We start from the raw sequence: 16,392 nt of genomic DNA, 5'->3' as shown, positions 1-16,392 counted from the left end.
CCGGCCCGCCGGCCCGGACCCGCATCGCGCTCCCTGGTGATCTCGTCCCCGCTACCTGAGAGGGCCCCGCGGCGAGGGCGGCGTCCGGCCGGGGCGGGTCCCGGCGGTCTATAGGGTCGGGGCAGCACGGAACCGAAGAGAGGCGGGAGCATGGCGCAGCAGGTACGCGGGGTGGTGGCACCGGGCAAGGGCGAGCCGGTGCGGATCGAGACGATCACGATCCCCGACCCCGGACCCGGCGAGGCCGTGGTGAAGGTCCAGGCGTGCGGGGTGTGCCACACGGACCTGCACTACCGGGAGGGCGGGATCAACGACGAGTTCCCGTTCCTGCTCGGGCACGAGGCCGCCGGGGTGGTCGAGTCGGTCGGCGACGGGGTGACCGGGGTGGAGCCCGGCGACTTCGTCGTCCTCAACTGGCGGGCCGTGTGCGGGCAGTGCCGGGCGTGCCTGCGGGGGCGCCCGTGGTACTGCTTCGACACCCACAACGCCGCGCAGAAGATGACCTTGGCGGACGGGACGGAGCTGTCGCCCGCGCTCGGCATCGGGGCGTTCGCCGACAAGACGCTCGTCGCCGCCGGGCAGTGCACCAAGGTGGACCCGGCCGCGAAGCCGGAGGTGGCGGGGCTGCTCGGCTGCGGCGTGATGGCCGGGCTCGGCGCGGCGATCAACACCGGCGGGGTGGGCCGCGGCGACTCCGTCGCGGTGATCGGCTGCGGCGGCGTCGGCGCGGCGGCGGTGCTCGGGGCGCGGCTCGCGGGCGCCGGCACGATCATCGCGGTCGACCTGGACGAGCGGAAGCTCGCCACCGCGGCCGGCCTCGGCGCGACGCACACGGTGCGCGCCGGGGACGGCGACGTGGTCGAGGCCGTCCGGGAGCTGACCGGCGGGTTCGGCGCGGACGTGACGATCGACGCGGTGGGCCGCCCGGAGACCTACGAGCAGGCGTTCTACGCGCGCGACCTCGCCGGGACCGTCGTGCTGGTCGGCGTCCCGACGCCGGAGATGCGGCTGGAGCTGCCGCTGCTGGACGTCTTCGGGCGCGGCGGCTCGCTGAAGTCGTCCTGGTACGGCGACTGCCTGCCGTCCCGCGACTTCCCGATGCTGATCGACCTCTACCTCCAGGGCCGCCTGGACCTGGACGCGTTCGTCTCCGAGACGATCCCGCTGGACGGCGTGGAGGCCGCGTTCGAGAAGATGCACCACGGCGACGTGCTGCGCTCGGTGGTGGTGCTCTGATGGCCGCCCGGATCGAGCACCTGGTCACGTCCGGGACGTTCTCCCTGGACGGCGGCACCTGGGACGTCGACAACAACGTCTGGATCGTCGGGGACGACGCGGAGGCGGTCGTGATCGACGCCGCGCACGACGCCGACGCGATCGCGGCGGCGGTCGGCGGCCGGCGGCTCGTCGCGATCGTGTCCACGCACGGGCACGACGACCACATCGACGCGGCGCCCGCGCTGTCGGCGCGGACGGGCGCGCCCGTGCTCCTGCACCCGGACGACCTGATGCTGTGGAAGCAGCGGCATCCCGATCTCGACCCGGACGGCGCGCTGGCCGACGGGCAGACGATCGCGGTCGCGGGGACGGACCTCACGGTCCTGCACACCCCCGGCCACAGCCCCGGCGCGGTGTGCCTGCACGCCCCGGACCTCGGGACGGTCTTCTCCGGCGACACCCTGTTCCAGGGCGGGCCGGGCGCTACGGGCCGTTCGTACTCCGACTTCCCGACCATCGTCGCCTCGATCCGCGAGCGCCTCCTGACGCTCCCGGGCGAAACGGTCGTCCGCACGGGCCACGGCGACAGCACGTCGATCGCCGCCGAGGCCCCCCACCTCGACGAATGGATCGCCCGCGGGCACTGACCGTCCCCCGGCGGCCGCCGAACGCGAGACGGCGGGCGGCGGGGCGGCTAGTGTCCCCCTTGGCGGACGGGCCGAGCGCGCCGCCGAGGATGCCGGTGGACGAGCGGCGCCGGCCGGCGAGGGGGTGCGATGCGGCTCAGGGCTACGCCCGCCGTGCTCGCGGCGTGCGCGGTCATCGCGCCGGCCGCCGCGGGCTGCGGCACGGATTCGAGCGCGTCCACGGGCGCGCTGAACGTTCCGCCGCCGACCGCGTCGGCGCCCGCCGCGGCCCCGCCGCCGTCCGGAGCACCGCCCGCGTCGCCGTCCGCCGGAGCGTCCGAGGACCCCGGCGCCCGCGCGACCGGGCCGCTCGGCAAGAAGGGCGGCTGGCGGATCACGACGTACTACACGGCCGTCGAGAGCTTCCACAAGGGCGCGCGCAAGGCCGTGCGCGGATGCCCGAAGCTGCACTGCTCGCACGGCAGGACGCCGCTGGGCTCCTACCCGGCGGACTTCCTGAAGATCATCCAGACGGAGGGCAGCGGCCGGATCACCACCGGGCCCAACCGGGGCCGCTACCTCAACTGGTCGCACAGCGTCGGCTGGTGGCTGGACGACACGACGCGCGACTCGGGCGCGCGCCCGCTGAAGGCGTGGAGCTCGGCGGCGGCCGACCGTTCGGTGCTGAAGCGCGGGCAGCGGTTCGTCATCACCGACTGCGGCAGGGACGGCAACGGCCGTCCCGTCGAGGCCGCGGTGTGCGAACGGTTCCGCAAGGCCCGCTGGACGGTCACGGACCTGTTCCGCCCCGGCTACGGCGGCGAGAACCACGCCGACGTCTACATCGGCGAGGAGACCGGCCCCGGCTTCGTCCACTCCCCCTACTACACCACCCTCAAGGGCGCCACCCTGGGCACCGCCTGACCCCGTGCGCGCCCGCGGGAACGCGGGTCAGGCTCGTGACGGGCGGCGCGGGGAGGCGAGCCGGGTGGGCTCGGCGCGGCCCCTCAGGGTGACCTCCTCGCCCTGCCACCAGTGCGCCGCCTCGGCGGGGTCGGCGGCGTCCACGAGGGACCCGGCGGCGAGGACGCGGTCCTCGGTGGTCTTGGCGAGGTCGGTGAGGCGGGCGGCCTCGTTGACCGGGTCGCCGATGACGGTGTACTCGAAGCGCTCCTCGGCGCCGATGTGCCCGGCGACCGCCTCGCCCGCCGAGACGCCGACGGCCGCGCGCAGGCCGGGGACCTCGCCGCGCAGCCGGACGGCCAGGTCGCGGGCCGCGGCGAGGGCGCGGTCTGCGGCGCTGTCCAGCTCCAGCGGCGCGCCGAACACCGCGAGGGCGGCGTCGCCCTCGAACTTGTTGATCCAGCCGCCGTGCGCGCCGATCACCTCCACCACCACGGCGAAGAAGTCGTTGAGCAGCTTGACGACCTCGGTCGGGGGACGGTCGGCGGCCAGCCGGGTGGAGCCGATGATGTCCACGAAGATCACCGCGACCTCGCGCAGCTCGCCGCCGAGGTCGATGCCGCGCTCCAGCGCGACCCGCGCGACGTCCTCGCCGACCTGGCGGCCGAACAGGTCCTGGAGCCGGGCGTGCTCGCGCAGCCCGGCGGCCATGTGGTTGAAGCCGGCCTGGAGCAGCCCGACCTCGCTGGCGTCGTACACGGGGACCTGGACGTCGAGGTCGCCGCGCTCGACCCTGGCGAGCCCGAGCCGCACCGACTCCACCGGGTCGGCGATCGCGCGGGCGGCGCCGTAGGTGACGCCGAGGCCGACGAGCAGCGCGGTGCCGCCGAGCGCGAGCACGGCGTACGCGAAGTCCCGCACGGTGACGGTCGCGATGAGGAACGACCCGACGGCGAGCGCGATCAGCCCGAGGATCGGGACGGCGGTGCCGAGCGCCCACGCCAGCACCGACCGCGCGACCACGCCGGGCAGCCCGGAGCGGCGCGGCATCCCCATCCGCAGCGCGGTGGTCACGGCGCGGCGCAGCAGCCGCTCGGTGAGCAGGTAGACGATCGTGCAGGTGGTGAGGCCGCCGAGCAGGCTGGTCAGGCCGAGCTTGACGGCCAGCAGCCCGGAGAACGGCGCGTTGATCACGACCCAGCCGACCGTGCCGATCCCCCACAGCGTGAGGTGCACGGCCATCAGGCGCAGCGGCCCGTACAGCAGGAGCGAGCGCTCCAGCCGGTTGGGCTCCTCGTGCCGTTCGGCGAGGCGGCGGACGCGGCGGAAGAACCGTTCGCCGAGGACGAACCCGACGGGCAGCGCCGCGGTCACGTAGGCGGTGAAGACCCAGAGGTTGACCTGGCGCAGCCGTTCGGACTCCTCGCCGTCGGGGTTCGGGATCACGATGGTGAACAGCAGGACGACCAGGGCCCCGCCGAGGTTGGCGACGCCGGTCGAGAGCGTCACCATGACGCGGGCGCGGCGGGCGATGCGGGCGCGGGTGTCGCCGGGACGCCCGTCGATCAGGCGCCACAGGGGGCCGAACGGGCTCCGGCCCGGCCGCAGCGCCGCCGGATCGGCCTGTTCGATCTCCATGAGGGTGCAGATTAGCCGCTTCAGGGCAATGTTCCGCACGTCACACCCCCCCGGCGGGACCTCCGCCACCGCCGGGACGGCGGGCGGGGCTCAGGTGCGGATGGGGTCCAGCAGGCGGTGCGGTTCGCGGAGGTACACGCTGACCGGGTCGTCGCGGCGCAGGGCGCCGGGGCCGGGGTGCATCTCGACCTCGGTCGGGCGGACGGGCCGGTCGCAGGCGGGGCAGGTGGCGTCGTCGGCGAGCCGGCCGCCGCACTCGGCGTGCACGAAGATCCGCATCTCCTCGGCCGAGCGGTGCCGCTCGCCCCACCGGGCGAGGGTGTGCACGACCGGCCACAGCTCGACGCCCATGGGCGTCAGCGCGTACTCGTTGCCCTCCTTGGCGAGCACGCCCGCCTCGGTGAGCGCGTGCAGCCGGGCGGACAGGACGGCCCGCGGGATGCCGAGGTGGGCGAGGTAGTCGCTGAACCGCCGCACCCCGTACAGGGCGTCCCGGACGATCAGCAGCGTCCAGCGCTCCCCGACGACCTCCAGCGCGCGGGCCACGGAGCAGTCCTGCCCCGCGTAGTCCTTACCGAGTGCCATGCCCGCCACACTACCCCCGCCCAGGTTCGGTGAACGAACCACGCTGTGCTAGGGTCGGCGATCTTCCGGTTCATTCACTGAACCAGCCTAGCTCCGGGAGAACCCATGACGACCACGGCGCCCCCACGGGCGGACCGGCGGGCCGGCGGTTCCGCGGCGGTCATCGCCGTGCCCGCCGCCGCCACCCTCCTCGCGCTGATGAACTACACCGCCCCGATGGCGGTCCTCGCGGACACCTCCGCGGGCCTGCGCGCCGGGACCACGGGCCAGATCTGGATCATGAGCTCGATCAGCCTCGGCCTCGCCGCCGCGCTGCTCGCGGTCGGCAGCCTCGCCGACGACCACGGCCGCCGCCGCGTGTTCGCGATCGGGACGGCCGCGCTCGCGGCCTCCAGCGCGGCGTGCGCCGTCGCGCCCGGCGCCCTGGTCTTCGTGATCGGCCGCGTCGTGCAGGGCGCGGCGAGCGCGGCGCTGATCGCGACCGGCCTCGGGATCATCGGCGCCTCGTTCGAGGGGCACCGGCGGGCGCACGCGACCGGCGTCTGGGGCGCGATGCTCGGGCTCGGCATCGCGCTCGGGCCGATCGCGGCGGCCCTGATGACCACCGCCGCCGGCTGGCGCTCCTGGTACTGGGCGGCCGCCGCCGCGTCCGTCCTGCTCGGCGCCGCCGCCCTGCGCACCCTGCCCGAGTCGCGCGCCGCCCGGCGGCGCGGCCTGGACCTGCCCGGCGCGGCCACGCTGAGCCTCGGCGTCGCCGCGCTGCTCGCCGCGATCACCTGGGGCCGGACGGGCTGGACGGCGCCCGGGGTGCTCGGCCTGTTCGCGGCGGCGGCGGTGCTGCTCGCCGCGTTCGCCGTGATCGAGCTGCGGCGCGCGGAGCCGATGCTGGACCTGGCGCTGTTCCGGCGGAGCCCGTTCCTGCTGTCGATCATCGGGGCGCTGGTCACCGGGCTCGCCGTGATCGGGATCATGAGCTACCTCGCGACCGTGATGAACGTCGCGCTCGGCCTGTCGCCGTTCGCGTCCGCGCTGGTCCTGGCCGTCTGGTCGAGCCTGTCGTTCCTGGCCGCGCTCCAGGCCCGGCGCCTGCCGCGCCGCCTGTCGGCCGGGCACCTGCTCGGCGCGGGCCTGCTGCTCAGCGCCGCCGGCGAGGTCGCGATGCTCGGCCTGAGCCCCGGCTCGGCCTGGGAACGGCTCGTCCCCGGGCTCGTCGTCGCGGGGATCGGCAGCGGCCTCGCGAACGCGATGCTGGCGCGCCTCGCCGTGGAGAGCGTCCCTCCCGACCGGGCGAGCATGGGTTCGGGCGCCAACAACACCGCCCGCTACATCGGCGCGGCGCTCGGCGTCGCGATCGTGGGCGCGATCGCCGCGGGCGGCGACAAGGCCTCCCTCGCCCACGGCACCAACGTCGCGATGCTCCTGTCCGCGATCGTCGCCGCGCTCGGCGGCGGGGCGGCCCTGGTCGTCCACCGCCGCCCCGCCCAGTGACCTCCGCGGGCCCGTGACCTCCGCGCGCCGGGGCCGGGGAGACCGGCGCGCGGGGCCGCGCCTCAGGCGAGCTCCTCGACGAACGCGGCGAGCTGCGCCAGGTTGCGGCACTCGAACATCGGCACGACCTCGCCGTACCGGGACGCGGCCGAGTCGCCGGTGTCCCAGCGCGGGCGCGGCTCGGGGTTGAGCCAGTACGCGTGCCGGGCCCGACCCGCCATCGCGCGCAGCGTGGGCAGCGCCAGGTCGCCGTAGTTGGACCGGGCGTCGCCGAGGATCAGCAGCGACGTCTTCGGCCCGACCGCGTCGGCGTACCGGTCCTCGAACACCTTGATCGCGTGGCCGTAGTCGCTGCGCCCGGTGATCCACACCAGGTCGGCCTCGGCGGCGAGCCTGGTCATGGCGTCCGCGACGTCCGCGCCCGGCGCGAAGTACTTGGTGATCTCGTCGGTCGCGTCGATGAACGCGAACGCGCGGACCTTGCTGAACTGCTCCCGCAGCGCGAACGTCAGCAGCAGCGTGAAGTGCGCGAACGCCGACACCGAGTCGGAGGCGTCGCACAGCACGACCAGCTCCGGCTTGTGCGGGCGGCGCGGCCGGTGGTGCGTGGTGAGCGGCACGCCGCCGCTCGCGAGCGACGCGCGGACCGTACGGCGGAAGTCCAGGCGGCCCCGGGCGCCGAGGCGCTGCCGCTGCGCGAGCCGGGTCGCCAGGCGGCGCGCCAGCGGGTACACCTCGCGGCGCAGCGCGGCCAGCTCGGCGCGGCGGGCGGAGGAGAAGTCGAGCCGTTCGAGCGGCGGCCGGACCGACAGGCGCGCGGTCCGTTCGACGCCGGTGTCCTCGGCGATGCGGCGCCGCACCTCGGCGCCGACGAGGCTCTCGAAGCGGGAGATGCGGTCGCGGAACGTGCGCCGCGCGATCCGTTCGGCCATGCCACCGCGCTCCTGGCCGTTCAGCACGGCGCTGAGCAGGCCCGCCATCAGCGTGTCGGGCGACATCGCGTTCAGCACCCCGGACGAGAACCACGACTCCTGGCCCGGCGTGCGGCCGTAGTCGCCGACCGCGGCGCGCGCGAACCGCCGCAGCCCGGCGTCGTCGCCGTCCAGCAGCAGGTCCGCCAGCTCGCGGCGGCGCGCCTGCACCTCCGGGTCGAGCGGCGGCGGTACGGGCCGTCCCTCGCCGTCGAGGGTGCGCGCGGGACGTTCCCATGCGGCCGGGTCTCCGCCCGCGACGCCGTCGCCGAGCGCGGGCGGGAACCACAGGTCGAAGAGCGTGTCGAACGCGGGGCGGTGCGCGGGCCGCTTGACCAGCGTCGCCGCGTACGCCGCGCGCAGCGACGCCCGGTCGAGCAGGTCGACCGCCCGCATCGCCCGGACGGCGTCCAGCCCCTCCGCGACCGACACCGGCAGGCCCGCCTCGCGCAGCGCGGCGACGAACCCGGTGTGCCGGTCGACCAACGACGCCATCGCGTTCAGCTCCCCTCGTCCCCTCGGTCTCCGCGGCCCCTCGGTTCCCGCGGCCGGACCTCAGCCCTTCAGGCCGAGCTCCTTGACGGCGCGTTCCTGGTCGGAGACGTGCTTGAGGACGACGCCGAGGGTACGGGCGACCGCGGCCTCGTCCAGCTCGTCCAGCCCGAGCGCCAGCAGGGTGCGGGCCCAGTCGATCGTCTCGGCGATGGACGGCGCCTTCTTGATCTCCAGCGCGCGCAGCGTGCCGACGGTGCGGACGAGCTGCTCGGCGAGCTCGGCCTCGATGCCCGGCACTCGCGCGAGCACGATGTCGCGTTCCCGCGCCGGGTCGGGGTAGTCCAGGTGCAGGTACAGGCACCGCCGCTTCAGCGCCTCCGACAGCTCGCGCGCCGCGTTCGAGGTGATCGCGACGAACGGGCGGCGGACGGCGCCGACCGTGCCGAGCTCGGGGATCGTGACCTGGTAGTCCGACAGGACCTCCAGCAGCATCCCCTCCACCTCGACGTCGGCCTTGTCGGCCTCGTCGATCAGCAGGACGGTCGGGTCGGCGCGGCGGATCGCGGCCAGCAGCGGCCGTTCGAGGAGGAACTCCTCGGAGAAGATGTCGTCGTGGGTCTCCCGCCAGGCCCGGTCCGCCGGGGCCGCCTGGATGGCGAGGAGCTGCTTTTTGTAGTTGAACTCGTACAGCGCCCGCGCCTCGTCCAGGCCCTCGTAGCACTGGAGCCTGATCAGCTCGGCGCCGGTCGCCGCGGCGACGGCCTTGGCCAGCTCGGTCTTGCCGACGCCCGCCGGGCCCTCCACCAGCAGCGGCTTGCCGAGCGCCTGCGCCAGGAACACGGTCGTCGCGATCGACTCGCCGGCGAGGTAGCCGACCCCGGCGAGCCGCTCGGCGGCGTCGGCGGGCGAGGCGAACAGCGGGTCGGAGTCGAGCGTCATCCCTTGCCCTTCGGCTTCGTCCTGACCTTGGTGTACGGCTGGTTCGTCCCGGCGAACAGCAGCTTGGCGCCGTTGTCGGTGACGGTGACGCCCCAGTACGACGCGGTCTTCGGGTCGCCGCCCTGCCAGGAGAAGCGGAACCGGTCCTTGCCGTCCGGGATGGCCTGCCCGCTCCAGAGCGTCTGCCGGCCCTTCTTCCACACGCCCTTGCCGTCGGCGGTGAACTCGAAGTAGTCCTTCGCGGCCGCCACCCACCGTCCGACGAGCGGCTTGACCTGCGCCGCCTGGACGGCGGGCATCGGCGCGAGGCTGGTCGCGGCGCCGCCCTTCGCCGGAGCGGCCTCCCCGCCGCCGCCGCATCCGGCGAGCACCAGCGCGGCGGCGACCGCGGCGGCCGGCGGGAGGGTCGAGCGGGCCCGCAGTCTCACGATGGACCTCCGGAGGATCTTGGAAGGATTCGGCAGTTTACCGGCGCGCCAGCGGACCGTTTCCGGACCGCCGCTCCCCTCATCCCTGCGGGGTACGCACCGGTTCGTCCCGAGGAGGGAGGTCACCGGCGCCCCCCATTGCCTATAACCGAACCATGACCACACCACGCCTGCCGCGCGAGGACCTGACCGCGGCGCTGGCCGCCCGCCGCGAGCTGGGCCCCGAGTACGACGACGCGTTCATCGAGACGGTCGTCGACCGCATCAAGGAGACCCTCGACGCGCGGGGCGCGTCGCCGGCCCCCGCCCCCGCGCCGCGGCGCGCGCCCGTGACGACCGGCACGGGCGGCCAGGACCACAGCCTCGCCCTCGCGGTGCTGTCGCTGCTGGCCGCCATCCCGCTCTCCGCGATCGCCGTGGTGAACGCCGACCTCCCGGGCCTGTTCCTGATCCTGGCGATGATCGTCCTGGTGAACGCCACCTACATGTTCCGCCCGCGCCGCTGAGTTGATGGAAGCCCCGGCGGTGTCGATTGAAGCCCCGGCTCAGGCCGCTCGCCTGGCGGCTCGCGTCCTGACCGTGCCTTCGCGAGCGCTGCATCGCTTCGCGATCTGTCCGGGGGAGGCTCGGCTTCGCCTTCGCCTCCCCCGGACAGTTAACGCGCTCGGGTCGTGGTTGAGGTGGTCTTGGCCGTCCGGGTCCTTCGCGGGGGCGGGGCCGGGCGGCCTGCGGGGCTACTTGCCGGGTTCGGGGTCGCGGGGTAGGCCGAGGAGGCGTTCGCCGATGATGTTGAGCTGCACCTCGGTGGTGCCGCCGTAGATCGTCATCGCGCGGCTGAACAGCATCGCGCGCGCGACGATGCCGCTCTCGGCCATCGGCACCTCGGTGGTCGCGGCCGTGCCCTGGGCCGCCCAGCAGTAGTCGGCGACGTCCTGGTTGAACTGCACGCCGAGCAGTTTGCGGACGCTCGCCTCGGCGCCCGGCTCCACACCGTTGAGCTGCTTCAACGTGGTGCGCAGCCCGAGCAGGTCGATCGACTGGCCCTGCGCGACCAGCTCCCCGACCTCCGCGGTCGCGACCGCGCCCAGCTCCCGGCCCTTGAAGAAGTCGAGCAGTTCGGGCACGCCCATGCCCATCCCGCCGCCGGTCGACAGCGACACCCGCTCGTTCGACAGGGTGTTGCGGGCGACCTGCCAGCCCTTGTCGACCTCGCCGACCACGCAGTCGTCCGGGACGAACACCCCGTCGAGGAACACCTCGTTGAAGATGGCCTCGCCGGTCAGCTCCTTCAGCGGACGGACGTCCACGCCCTCGGACTTCATGTCCACGAGGAAGTAGGTGATGCCGTCGTGCTTGGGGGCGTCGGGGTTGGTGCGGGCGATGCAGAAGCCCCACTGGGCGAACTGCGCGACCGACGTCCAGATCTTCTGGCCCGTCAGCTTCCAGCCGCCCTCGACGCGTTCGGCCTTCATCGACAGCGACGCCAGGTCCGAACCGGCGCCCGGCTCGGAGAACAGCTGGCACCACACCATCTGCCCGCGCAGCGTCGGCCGCAGGAACCGCTCCTTCTGCTCCTCGGTGCCGTACCGCACGAGGGACGGGACGAGCCACGCGCCGATCACCAGGTTGGGCGCCTTGACCTTGGCCGCGCGCAGCTCCTGCTGGATGAGGATCTGCTCGACCGGGCCCGCGCCCTTGCCCCAGGGCTCGGGGAAGTGCGGGACGGTCCAGCCGTCGTCGCCCATCCGGGCGTTCAGCTCGTTCTTGTCCTTGATCGCCGCCAACTCGGCGACCTGGGCGCGGATGCGCTCACGCAGCGGCTGGGTGCCCTCGTCCAGCTCCAGCTCCACCTCGCGGCGCCCACCGTCCAGCGCCAGCCCCGCCACCTTGGCCGCCCAGCCCTCAGACGACCCCAGCAGCGCCCGCAACGTCAGCGCCCGACGCAGGTACACGTGCGCATCGTGCTCCCAGGTGAACCCGATCCCACCCAGGATCTGGATCGCGTCCCGCGCCGTACGCACCCCCGCGTCCGCCGCGACCACCGCGGCCACGGCGGCCGCGAACCCGGCCTCCCTCGCCCCCTCGTCCAGCGCACGGGCCGCGTCCCACGCGGCGGCGCGGGCCTGCTCCAGCCGGATCAGCATCCGGGCGGCCTTGTGCTTGACCCCCTGGAACTGCCCGATCGGACGACCGAACTGCTCACGCACCTTGGCGTACTGCGACGCCGTCGCCACCAGCCAGCCCGCCAGACCCGCGGCCTCCGCACCGAACAACGCCGCAGCCAGATCACGGACCCGGCCACCGGTCACACCGTCCAGCACCCGGTCAGCGGCCACCGCCACCTCGGGAACCTCGACGGTCGCGACGCGCCGCACCCGGTCCAGGCTCTCGACCGGCGTGACCTTCAGCGCGGACGCGTCGACCGCGACCCACTGCTCGCCGTCGTCGGTCGCGACCGGCAGGACGACCACGTCGGCGAGCACCGCGCCCAGCACCGTCGCGGCCGTGCCGCCGACGACGAGCGCGCCGCCGTCGCGGCGGCCGGTCAGCGCACCGTCCAGCGCCACCGCCGCCGTCCTCGACCCGTCCGCCAGCGCGGGCAGCAGCTCGGCGCGCGCCTTGGCGTTGCTGGAGGCGTCCACCACCGCGCTCGCCAGCACCGTCGGAAGGAACGGTCCCGGCGCGGCGGCACGGCCCAGCTCCTCCACAACGATCGCCAGCTCCAGCAGCCCGTAGCCCTGCCCGCCCTGCTCCTCGTCCAGATGCAGCCCGAGCAGGCCCTGCTCGGCCAGGGCCGACCAGAACGGCGGCCTGGTCTCCTCATCGGCTTCCAACGCCGCGCGTACGACCGTCGCCGGAATGTTGCGCTCGGCGAAGCCGCGCACCGACTCGGCGAGTGCCTCATGCTCCTCGGTCAGCCCGATGGCCATTCGTCACCTTCTCTCAGACCCGCTGTCGACCAAAATTCTAGAACAGCATTCTGGTCCTGTGGGGTAGTGACGTTACTAACAGGTCACTTCCGCGGCTCGGCCGGGCCCGCCGCAGCGTCCGACCCGGCGTCCGGCGCGGCCGCCCCGTCCGCCGCGGCGGCCACGGCCCCGCGGGCTTCGCCTTGCCCCGACCCCAGGTCAGGCTGGCGACGGTGGTCGCGACGAGGGTCCCGGCGATGACCGAGAGCGACAGCCAGATCGGCACCTCCGGCGCCCAGGCGACACCGTACTCGTGCAGCGCGTGGAAGATGAGCTTCAGGCCGATGAACCCGAGGATGAACGCCAGGCCGTGCCCGAGGTACACCAGCCGCTCGGCCAGCCCGCCCAGCAGGAAGAACAGCTGCACGAGGCCCATCAGCGCGAACGCGTTGGCGGTGAACACCAGGTACGGCTCGGTGGTCAGCCCGAAGATCGCGGGGATGGAGTCCAGCGCGAACAGCACGTCGGTCGAGCCGATCGCGATCATGACGATGGCGAGCGGGGTGACCATCCGGCGGCCGTCCCGCCGGGTGAGGAACCGGTCGCCCTCGTACTCGTCGGACGTCGGCACGACGCGCCTGGCCCACCGCAGCAGCGCGTTCTCCTTGAAGTCCTCGTCGTCGCCGCCGCGCACCAGGCCGTACGCCGTCCAGAGCAGGAACCCGCCGAAGATGACGAACACCCACGTGAAGTTGGCGATGGCCGCCGCGCCGACCGCGATGAAGACGCCGCGCAGGACGAGCGCGATGACGATGCCCGCCATCAGCACCGTGTGCTGCGCGTGCTTCGGCACCGCGAACCGCGCCAGGATCACCATGAACACGAACAGGTTGTCGACGCTGAGGCTCTTCTCGGTGACGAACCCGCCGAAGTACTCGGCGGCGTACCGCCCGCCCGAGAACGCCCACACACCGAGCCCGAACAGGACGGCGAGGCCGATGTAGAAGACCGACCAGAACGCGGCCCTGCGGGTCGTGAACTCGCGGGTGTCGCCGCGGTGGACGACGAAGAGGTCGATGGCGATCACGGTGAGGATCCCGGCGAGGGTCAGGGCCCACACCCATGGCGAAACGTTCAAGATGCACCTCCGGCGTACGTGTTCGAGCGCCGGAGGTCTCTCCCGTCCTGCGCCGTCACGGCGCGGACCGCGGGCCCCGGGCCGGTGCGGACCGGCCGTGCTGACGAGACCCGTGCGCGGGGATACTCCCCTCCATCACCCCGTCCAACGGGGGCGGGCGGCGAGTCGTTCCCGTTCCGCGAACTTTGCTCGGCTTGCGCCGACTCGCTGGGTTTGCGCCGAGTCGCTCAGCTCGCGCCGAGCAGTTCCGCGTAGAGCGCGGCGAGCTGCTCGACCGCGTCGTCCTCGGTGGGCAGCGTCGCGGCGCGCTGGGCCGCCGCCGCGCCGAGCCGTACGGCCAGGGCCGGGTCGTCCAGGACGCGGCCGACGGCGCGTTCGAGCGCGGCGGCGTCGCCCGGCGGGACCAGCAGCGCGGCCTCGCTCTCCGGGCCGCGCACGAGCGGGCCCCCTCCCGCGGCGGGGCCGCGCCCACCATCCCGGGAATGCCGCCGACGCGGGTCGCGACCATCGGCCGTCCCGCGCGCAGGATCTCCTGGACGATCAGCGGCTGCCCCTCCCACACGCTCGGCACGACCGCGATGTCGCTCGCGGCGAGCAGGCCGGGGACGTCGTCGCGCTGCCCGAGCAGCCGGACCGGGAGCTTCTCGCGCTCGATCCGTTCGCGCAGCGCGCCCTCCAGCGGGCCCGTCCCCGCGATCGCGACGAGCGGCTCGGGCGTCCGCCCCGCCCAGCCCGCCGCCGCGTCGAGCAGGGCCGGCAGGCCCTTCTGGTCGGCGAGCCGCCCGACCGTGAGGATCAGCGGCCGGTCGCCGACGCCGAGCCGCGCGCGCAGGTCGGCCCGGACGGCCGGGCTGGGCAGCTCGCTCGGCGCGGGCGCGGGCACCAGCGCGTGCCGGACATCGCGCGCGCCGAGGGCGCGCATCCGCTCCTCCAGGTCGGGCGAGACGCCGAGGACCGTGCGGGCGCCGCGCGCGACGAGCCGTTCGAGCGCGCCGTAGATCGCGGCGGTCCGGCCGCCCGCGATGACCGCGTTGTGCAGCGTCACCGCCAGCGGCGGCCCGCCCCGCGCGAACCGCAGCGGGCCCGGCGCCACGCGCGCGCACGCGGTGGCCGCGAGCGCGCCCGCCCGCAGACCGTGCGCGTGCACGACGTCGGCGTCGCGCAGCAGCGTGCGGAGCCGCGCGACGGCCTTCGCGTCCTGGATCGGGCGCGGCCGGTCGGTCAGGTCGACCTCCGCGAAGCGCGCCCCGGCCGCGCCGAACCCGAACGCCTCCTCCGTGGACGCGGGCCCGCAGACCACCACCGACGCGCCGCGCCCCGCGAGGCCGGCCGCGACCGAGCGGACGTGCCGTCCGACGCCGCCGCCGCTGGTCCCGAGCACGAGCGCGACGCGGGTGCCGCGCGGGACGCCGCCGTTGGTGTGCGATTCAGGCATTGCGCGTGACCCTCCGGGTGAGGACGGCGCGCAGCCCGCGGCCGTCGATGGCGAACGCGATCGCCAGGAACACCGCCCCGGCGGCGACGGCGGCGAGGAGCCCGACGCCGACGTTGCGGACCTGCGCGCCCGTGCCGAGCAGCGCCGCCGTCGCGTACCCGGCGGCGCCTCCCCCGGCGCCCCCGGCGAGCCCGGCGGCGAGCGCGCGCGGCACGCCGACCGCCGCGGCGCGGCCCCGGGCGCGGACGAGCGTCGCGACCAGCAGGACCCCGGCGACGGTCATCCCGGCGGTGTTGCCGAGGCCGAGCGCGGCGACCACCCAGCGGCGGTCGGCGGAGAACACCAGCGCCACGTCGGCGGCCATGACGACCAGCCATCCCGCGACGACGGCGAGCGCGCCCATCCGGCCGCGGTGGCACGCGTACAGCACGCGGCCGAGGTGCGCGACGAGCCCGTACCCGACGACGCCGGGCGCGAACGCGAGGACCGCGCGGGTCAGCACCTCCTGCTGGCCGGCGCTGCCGGGGTTGAACACGACGGCGACGGGGAGCGCCACCGCGGCGAGCACCGCCGCCCCGGCGCACGACACCAGCAGCACCGCGCGGGTCGTCGAGGCCGTGATCCGGTCGAACTCGGCCGCCTGGTCCTCGCCGCCGCGCGCCGACAGCATCGGGAACGCGCTGGTCGCGATCGGCACCGCGAGGATCGCCCACGGCAGCAGGTAGATCGCCCACGCGTACTGGTAGTTGGCGAGCGCGCCGCCGGTCCCCTCGTAGCTGAGCCGGACGACCAGCAGCGCGGACAGCTGCTGCGCCGCGACCGTCGCGAGGCCCGCGAGGGCCAGCCGCCGCACGCGCCGCGCGACGCCGTCGGGGAAGCCGAGCGCGGGCCGCAGCCCGAGCCGCAGCCGCCACGCGGCGATCCCGGCGGTGGCGGCCATCGCGACGCCGCCGAGCGCGGTGCCGACCGACAGGGTCAGCTCGGCGTGCGCGGGCAGGCCCGCCAGGTCGTTCTCGTAGCCGTCGCCGAGCGGGGCGTACACCACGTACGCGCCGATCACCACCAGGCTCGACATCAGCGGCGCGAGCGCGGGCGCGACGAACCGGCGGTGCGACTGGAGCAGCCCGTACAGCACGACCGCGAGCCCGTACATCACCATCTGCGCGGACATCACGGCGAGCATGTCGCCGCCGACCGACACGATGTCGTCGCGGGAGCAGCCCTGGAGGTCGGTGCCGACGAGCATCCGCATGATCGGCCTGGACCCGAGCGCCATCAGCAGCGACAGCGGCACCATCAGCAGGACGATCCAGGTCAGCAGCGCCGACGCGATCCGGCGGACCTGCTCGCGGTCGCCGCGTTCGGCGGGGCCCGCGAGGACCGGGACGACCATGCTGGCGAGCGCGCCGCCCGCGACGATCTCGTAGACGATGCTCGGGAACTGGGTCGCGGTGAAGTACGCCTGGCTGAGGCACGACGTCGTGACCGTCTGCGAGAACGCGTAGGTGCGGCCGAACCCGGCGAGGCGCGACAGCACGGTGATGACCGCGATGACGACGGCCGCGCCCGCGAGCCCCCCGGTCAGGCGGCGGAGGTTCGGTGTCACGGCGGCGGGCTCG

General features: G+C 74.7%; 13 protein-coding genes and 1 pseudogene. 5 read left to right on the top strand and 9 right to left on the bottom strand.

All coding sequences use genetic code 11. The features are described 5' to 3' along the window. The first annotated feature begins 150 nt into the window (after window positions 1-150). The 3 genes from GEV43_RS37095 to GEV43_RS37085 all read left to right on the top strand — a co-directional run bounded on the left by GEV43_RS37095 (window position 151) and on the right by GEV43_RS37085 (window position 2,768). Window positions 151-1,236 (top strand): S-(hydroxymethyl)mycothiol dehydrogenase, encoded by a 1,086-nt coding sequence (locus tag GEV43_RS37095; RefSeq protein WP_160825396.1) that lies wholly within the window; start codon window positions 151-153, stop codon window positions 1,234-1,236. Then, window positions 1,236-1,865 (top strand): MBL fold metallo-hydrolase, encoded by a 630-nt coding sequence (locus GEV43_RS37090; RefSeq protein WP_160825395.1) that lies wholly within the window; start codon window positions 1,236-1,238, stop codon window positions 1,863-1,865. Before GEV43_RS37095 ends, GEV43_RS37090 begins: the two co-directional genes overlap by 1 nt. A 129-nt stretch (window positions 1,866-1,994) precedes the next feature. Next, window positions 1,995-2,768: a hypothetical protein gene (locus tag GEV43_RS37085; protein WP_164717259.1), complete on the top strand. Its 774-nt coding sequence runs from the start codon at window positions 1,995-1,997 to the stop codon at window positions 2,766-2,768. A 27-nt stretch (window positions 2,769-2,795) separates the two neighbouring features. Here the strand turns inward: GEV43_RS37085 and GEV43_RS37080 are convergent, their stop codons facing one another. Together GEV43_RS37080 and GEV43_RS37075 are read right to left on the bottom strand one after the other, a co-directional pair. Then, window positions 2,796-4,385, bottom strand: a complete 1,590-nt coding sequence (locus GEV43_RS37080; protein WP_160825394.1) for an adenylate/guanylate cyclase domain-containing protein — start codon at window positions 4,383-4,385, stop codon at window positions 2,796-2,798. Window positions 4,386-4,475: 90 nt separating this feature from the next. Then, on the bottom strand, window positions 4,476-4,970 hold the full coding sequence (locus tag GEV43_RS37075; RefSeq protein WP_160825393.1) for a helix-turn-helix domain-containing protein: 495 nt from the start codon (window positions 4,968-4,970) through the stop codon (window positions 4,476-4,478). A 105-nt stretch (window positions 4,971-5,075) separates the two neighbouring features. Here GEV43_RS37075 and GEV43_RS37070 point away from each other — a divergent pair, with 105 nt between their 5' ends. Then, window positions 5,076-6,458 (top strand): MFS transporter, encoded by a 1,383-nt coding sequence (locus GEV43_RS37070; protein ID WP_160825392.1) that lies wholly within the window; start codon window positions 5,076-5,078, stop codon window positions 6,456-6,458. Window positions 6,459-6,520: 62 nt separating this feature from the next. Here GEV43_RS37070 and GEV43_RS37065 read toward each other — a convergent pair whose 3' ends face one another. From GEV43_RS37065 to GEV43_RS37055, 3 genes are read right to left on the bottom strand one after another with little or no spacing between them, the layout of a single operon-like run. Then, entirely contained in the window at window positions 6,521-7,924 is a 1,404-nt protein-coding gene (locus tag GEV43_RS37065; RefSeq protein WP_160825391.1) for a VWA domain-containing protein, read from the bottom strand. Window positions 7,925-7,984: 60 nt separating this feature from the next. Continuing rightward, window positions 7,985-8,863, bottom strand: coding sequence for a MoxR family ATPase (locus GEV43_RS37060; RefSeq protein WP_160825390.1), 879 nt, complete (start codon window positions 8,861-8,863; stop codon window positions 7,985-7,987). Further along, on the bottom strand, window positions 8,860-9,291 hold the full coding sequence (locus GEV43_RS37055) for a hypothetical protein (RefSeq protein ID WP_309240130.1): 432 nt from the start codon (window positions 9,289-9,291) through the stop codon (window positions 8,860-8,862). The genes GEV43_RS37060 and GEV43_RS37055 overlap by 4 nt, the downstream gene beginning before the upstream one ends. A gap of 155 nt (window positions 9,292-9,446) precedes the next feature. Between GEV43_RS37055 and GEV43_RS37050 the strand changes: the two genes are divergently transcribed. Beyond that, entirely contained in the window at window positions 9,447-9,797 is a 351-nt protein-coding gene (locus tag GEV43_RS37050; RefSeq protein WP_160825389.1) for a hypothetical protein, read from the top strand. A 228-nt stretch (window positions 9,798-10,025) separates the two neighbouring features. Here the strand turns inward: GEV43_RS37050 and GEV43_RS37045 are convergent, their stop codons facing one another. The 4 genes and pseudogenes from GEV43_RS37045 to murJ all read right to left on the bottom strand — a co-directional run bounded on the left by GEV43_RS37045 (window position 10,026) and on the right by murJ (window position 16,379). Continuing rightward, window positions 10,026-12,221, bottom strand: a complete 2,196-nt coding sequence (locus GEV43_RS37045; RefSeq protein WP_160825388.1) for an acyl-CoA dehydrogenase — start codon at window positions 12,219-12,221, stop codon at window positions 10,026-10,028. A gap of 37 nt (window positions 12,222-12,258) precedes the next feature. Beyond that, window positions 12,259-13,338, bottom strand: a complete 1,080-nt coding sequence (locus GEV43_RS37040; protein ID WP_160825387.1) for a TerC family protein — start codon at window positions 13,336-13,338, stop codon at window positions 12,259-12,261. A gap of 227 nt (window positions 13,339-13,565) precedes the next feature. Continuing rightward, window positions 13,566-14,773 (bottom strand): annotated as a pseudogene (locus GEV43_RS37035) (glycosyltransferase family 4 protein). Continuing rightward, a complete protein-coding gene (gene murJ / locus GEV43_RS37030; protein ID WP_160825386.1) occupies window positions 14,766-16,379 on the bottom strand; it encodes a murein biosynthesis integral membrane protein MurJ in 1,614 nt (537 codons plus the stop codon). The pseudogene GEV43_RS37035 and the gene murJ overlap by 8 nt, the downstream one beginning before the upstream one ends. Window positions 16,380-16,392 lie beyond the last annotated feature (13 nt).

This window comes from Actinomadura sp. J1-007, assembly GCF_009793335.1.
Classification (GTDB): Bacteria; Actinomycetota; Actinomycetes; order Streptosporangiales; family Streptosporangiaceae; genus Spirillospora; species Spirillospora yumaensis.
The sequence above is the reverse complement of the archived record's forward strand: the minus strand, read 5'-3'. Positions and strand labels throughout refer to the sequence as shown.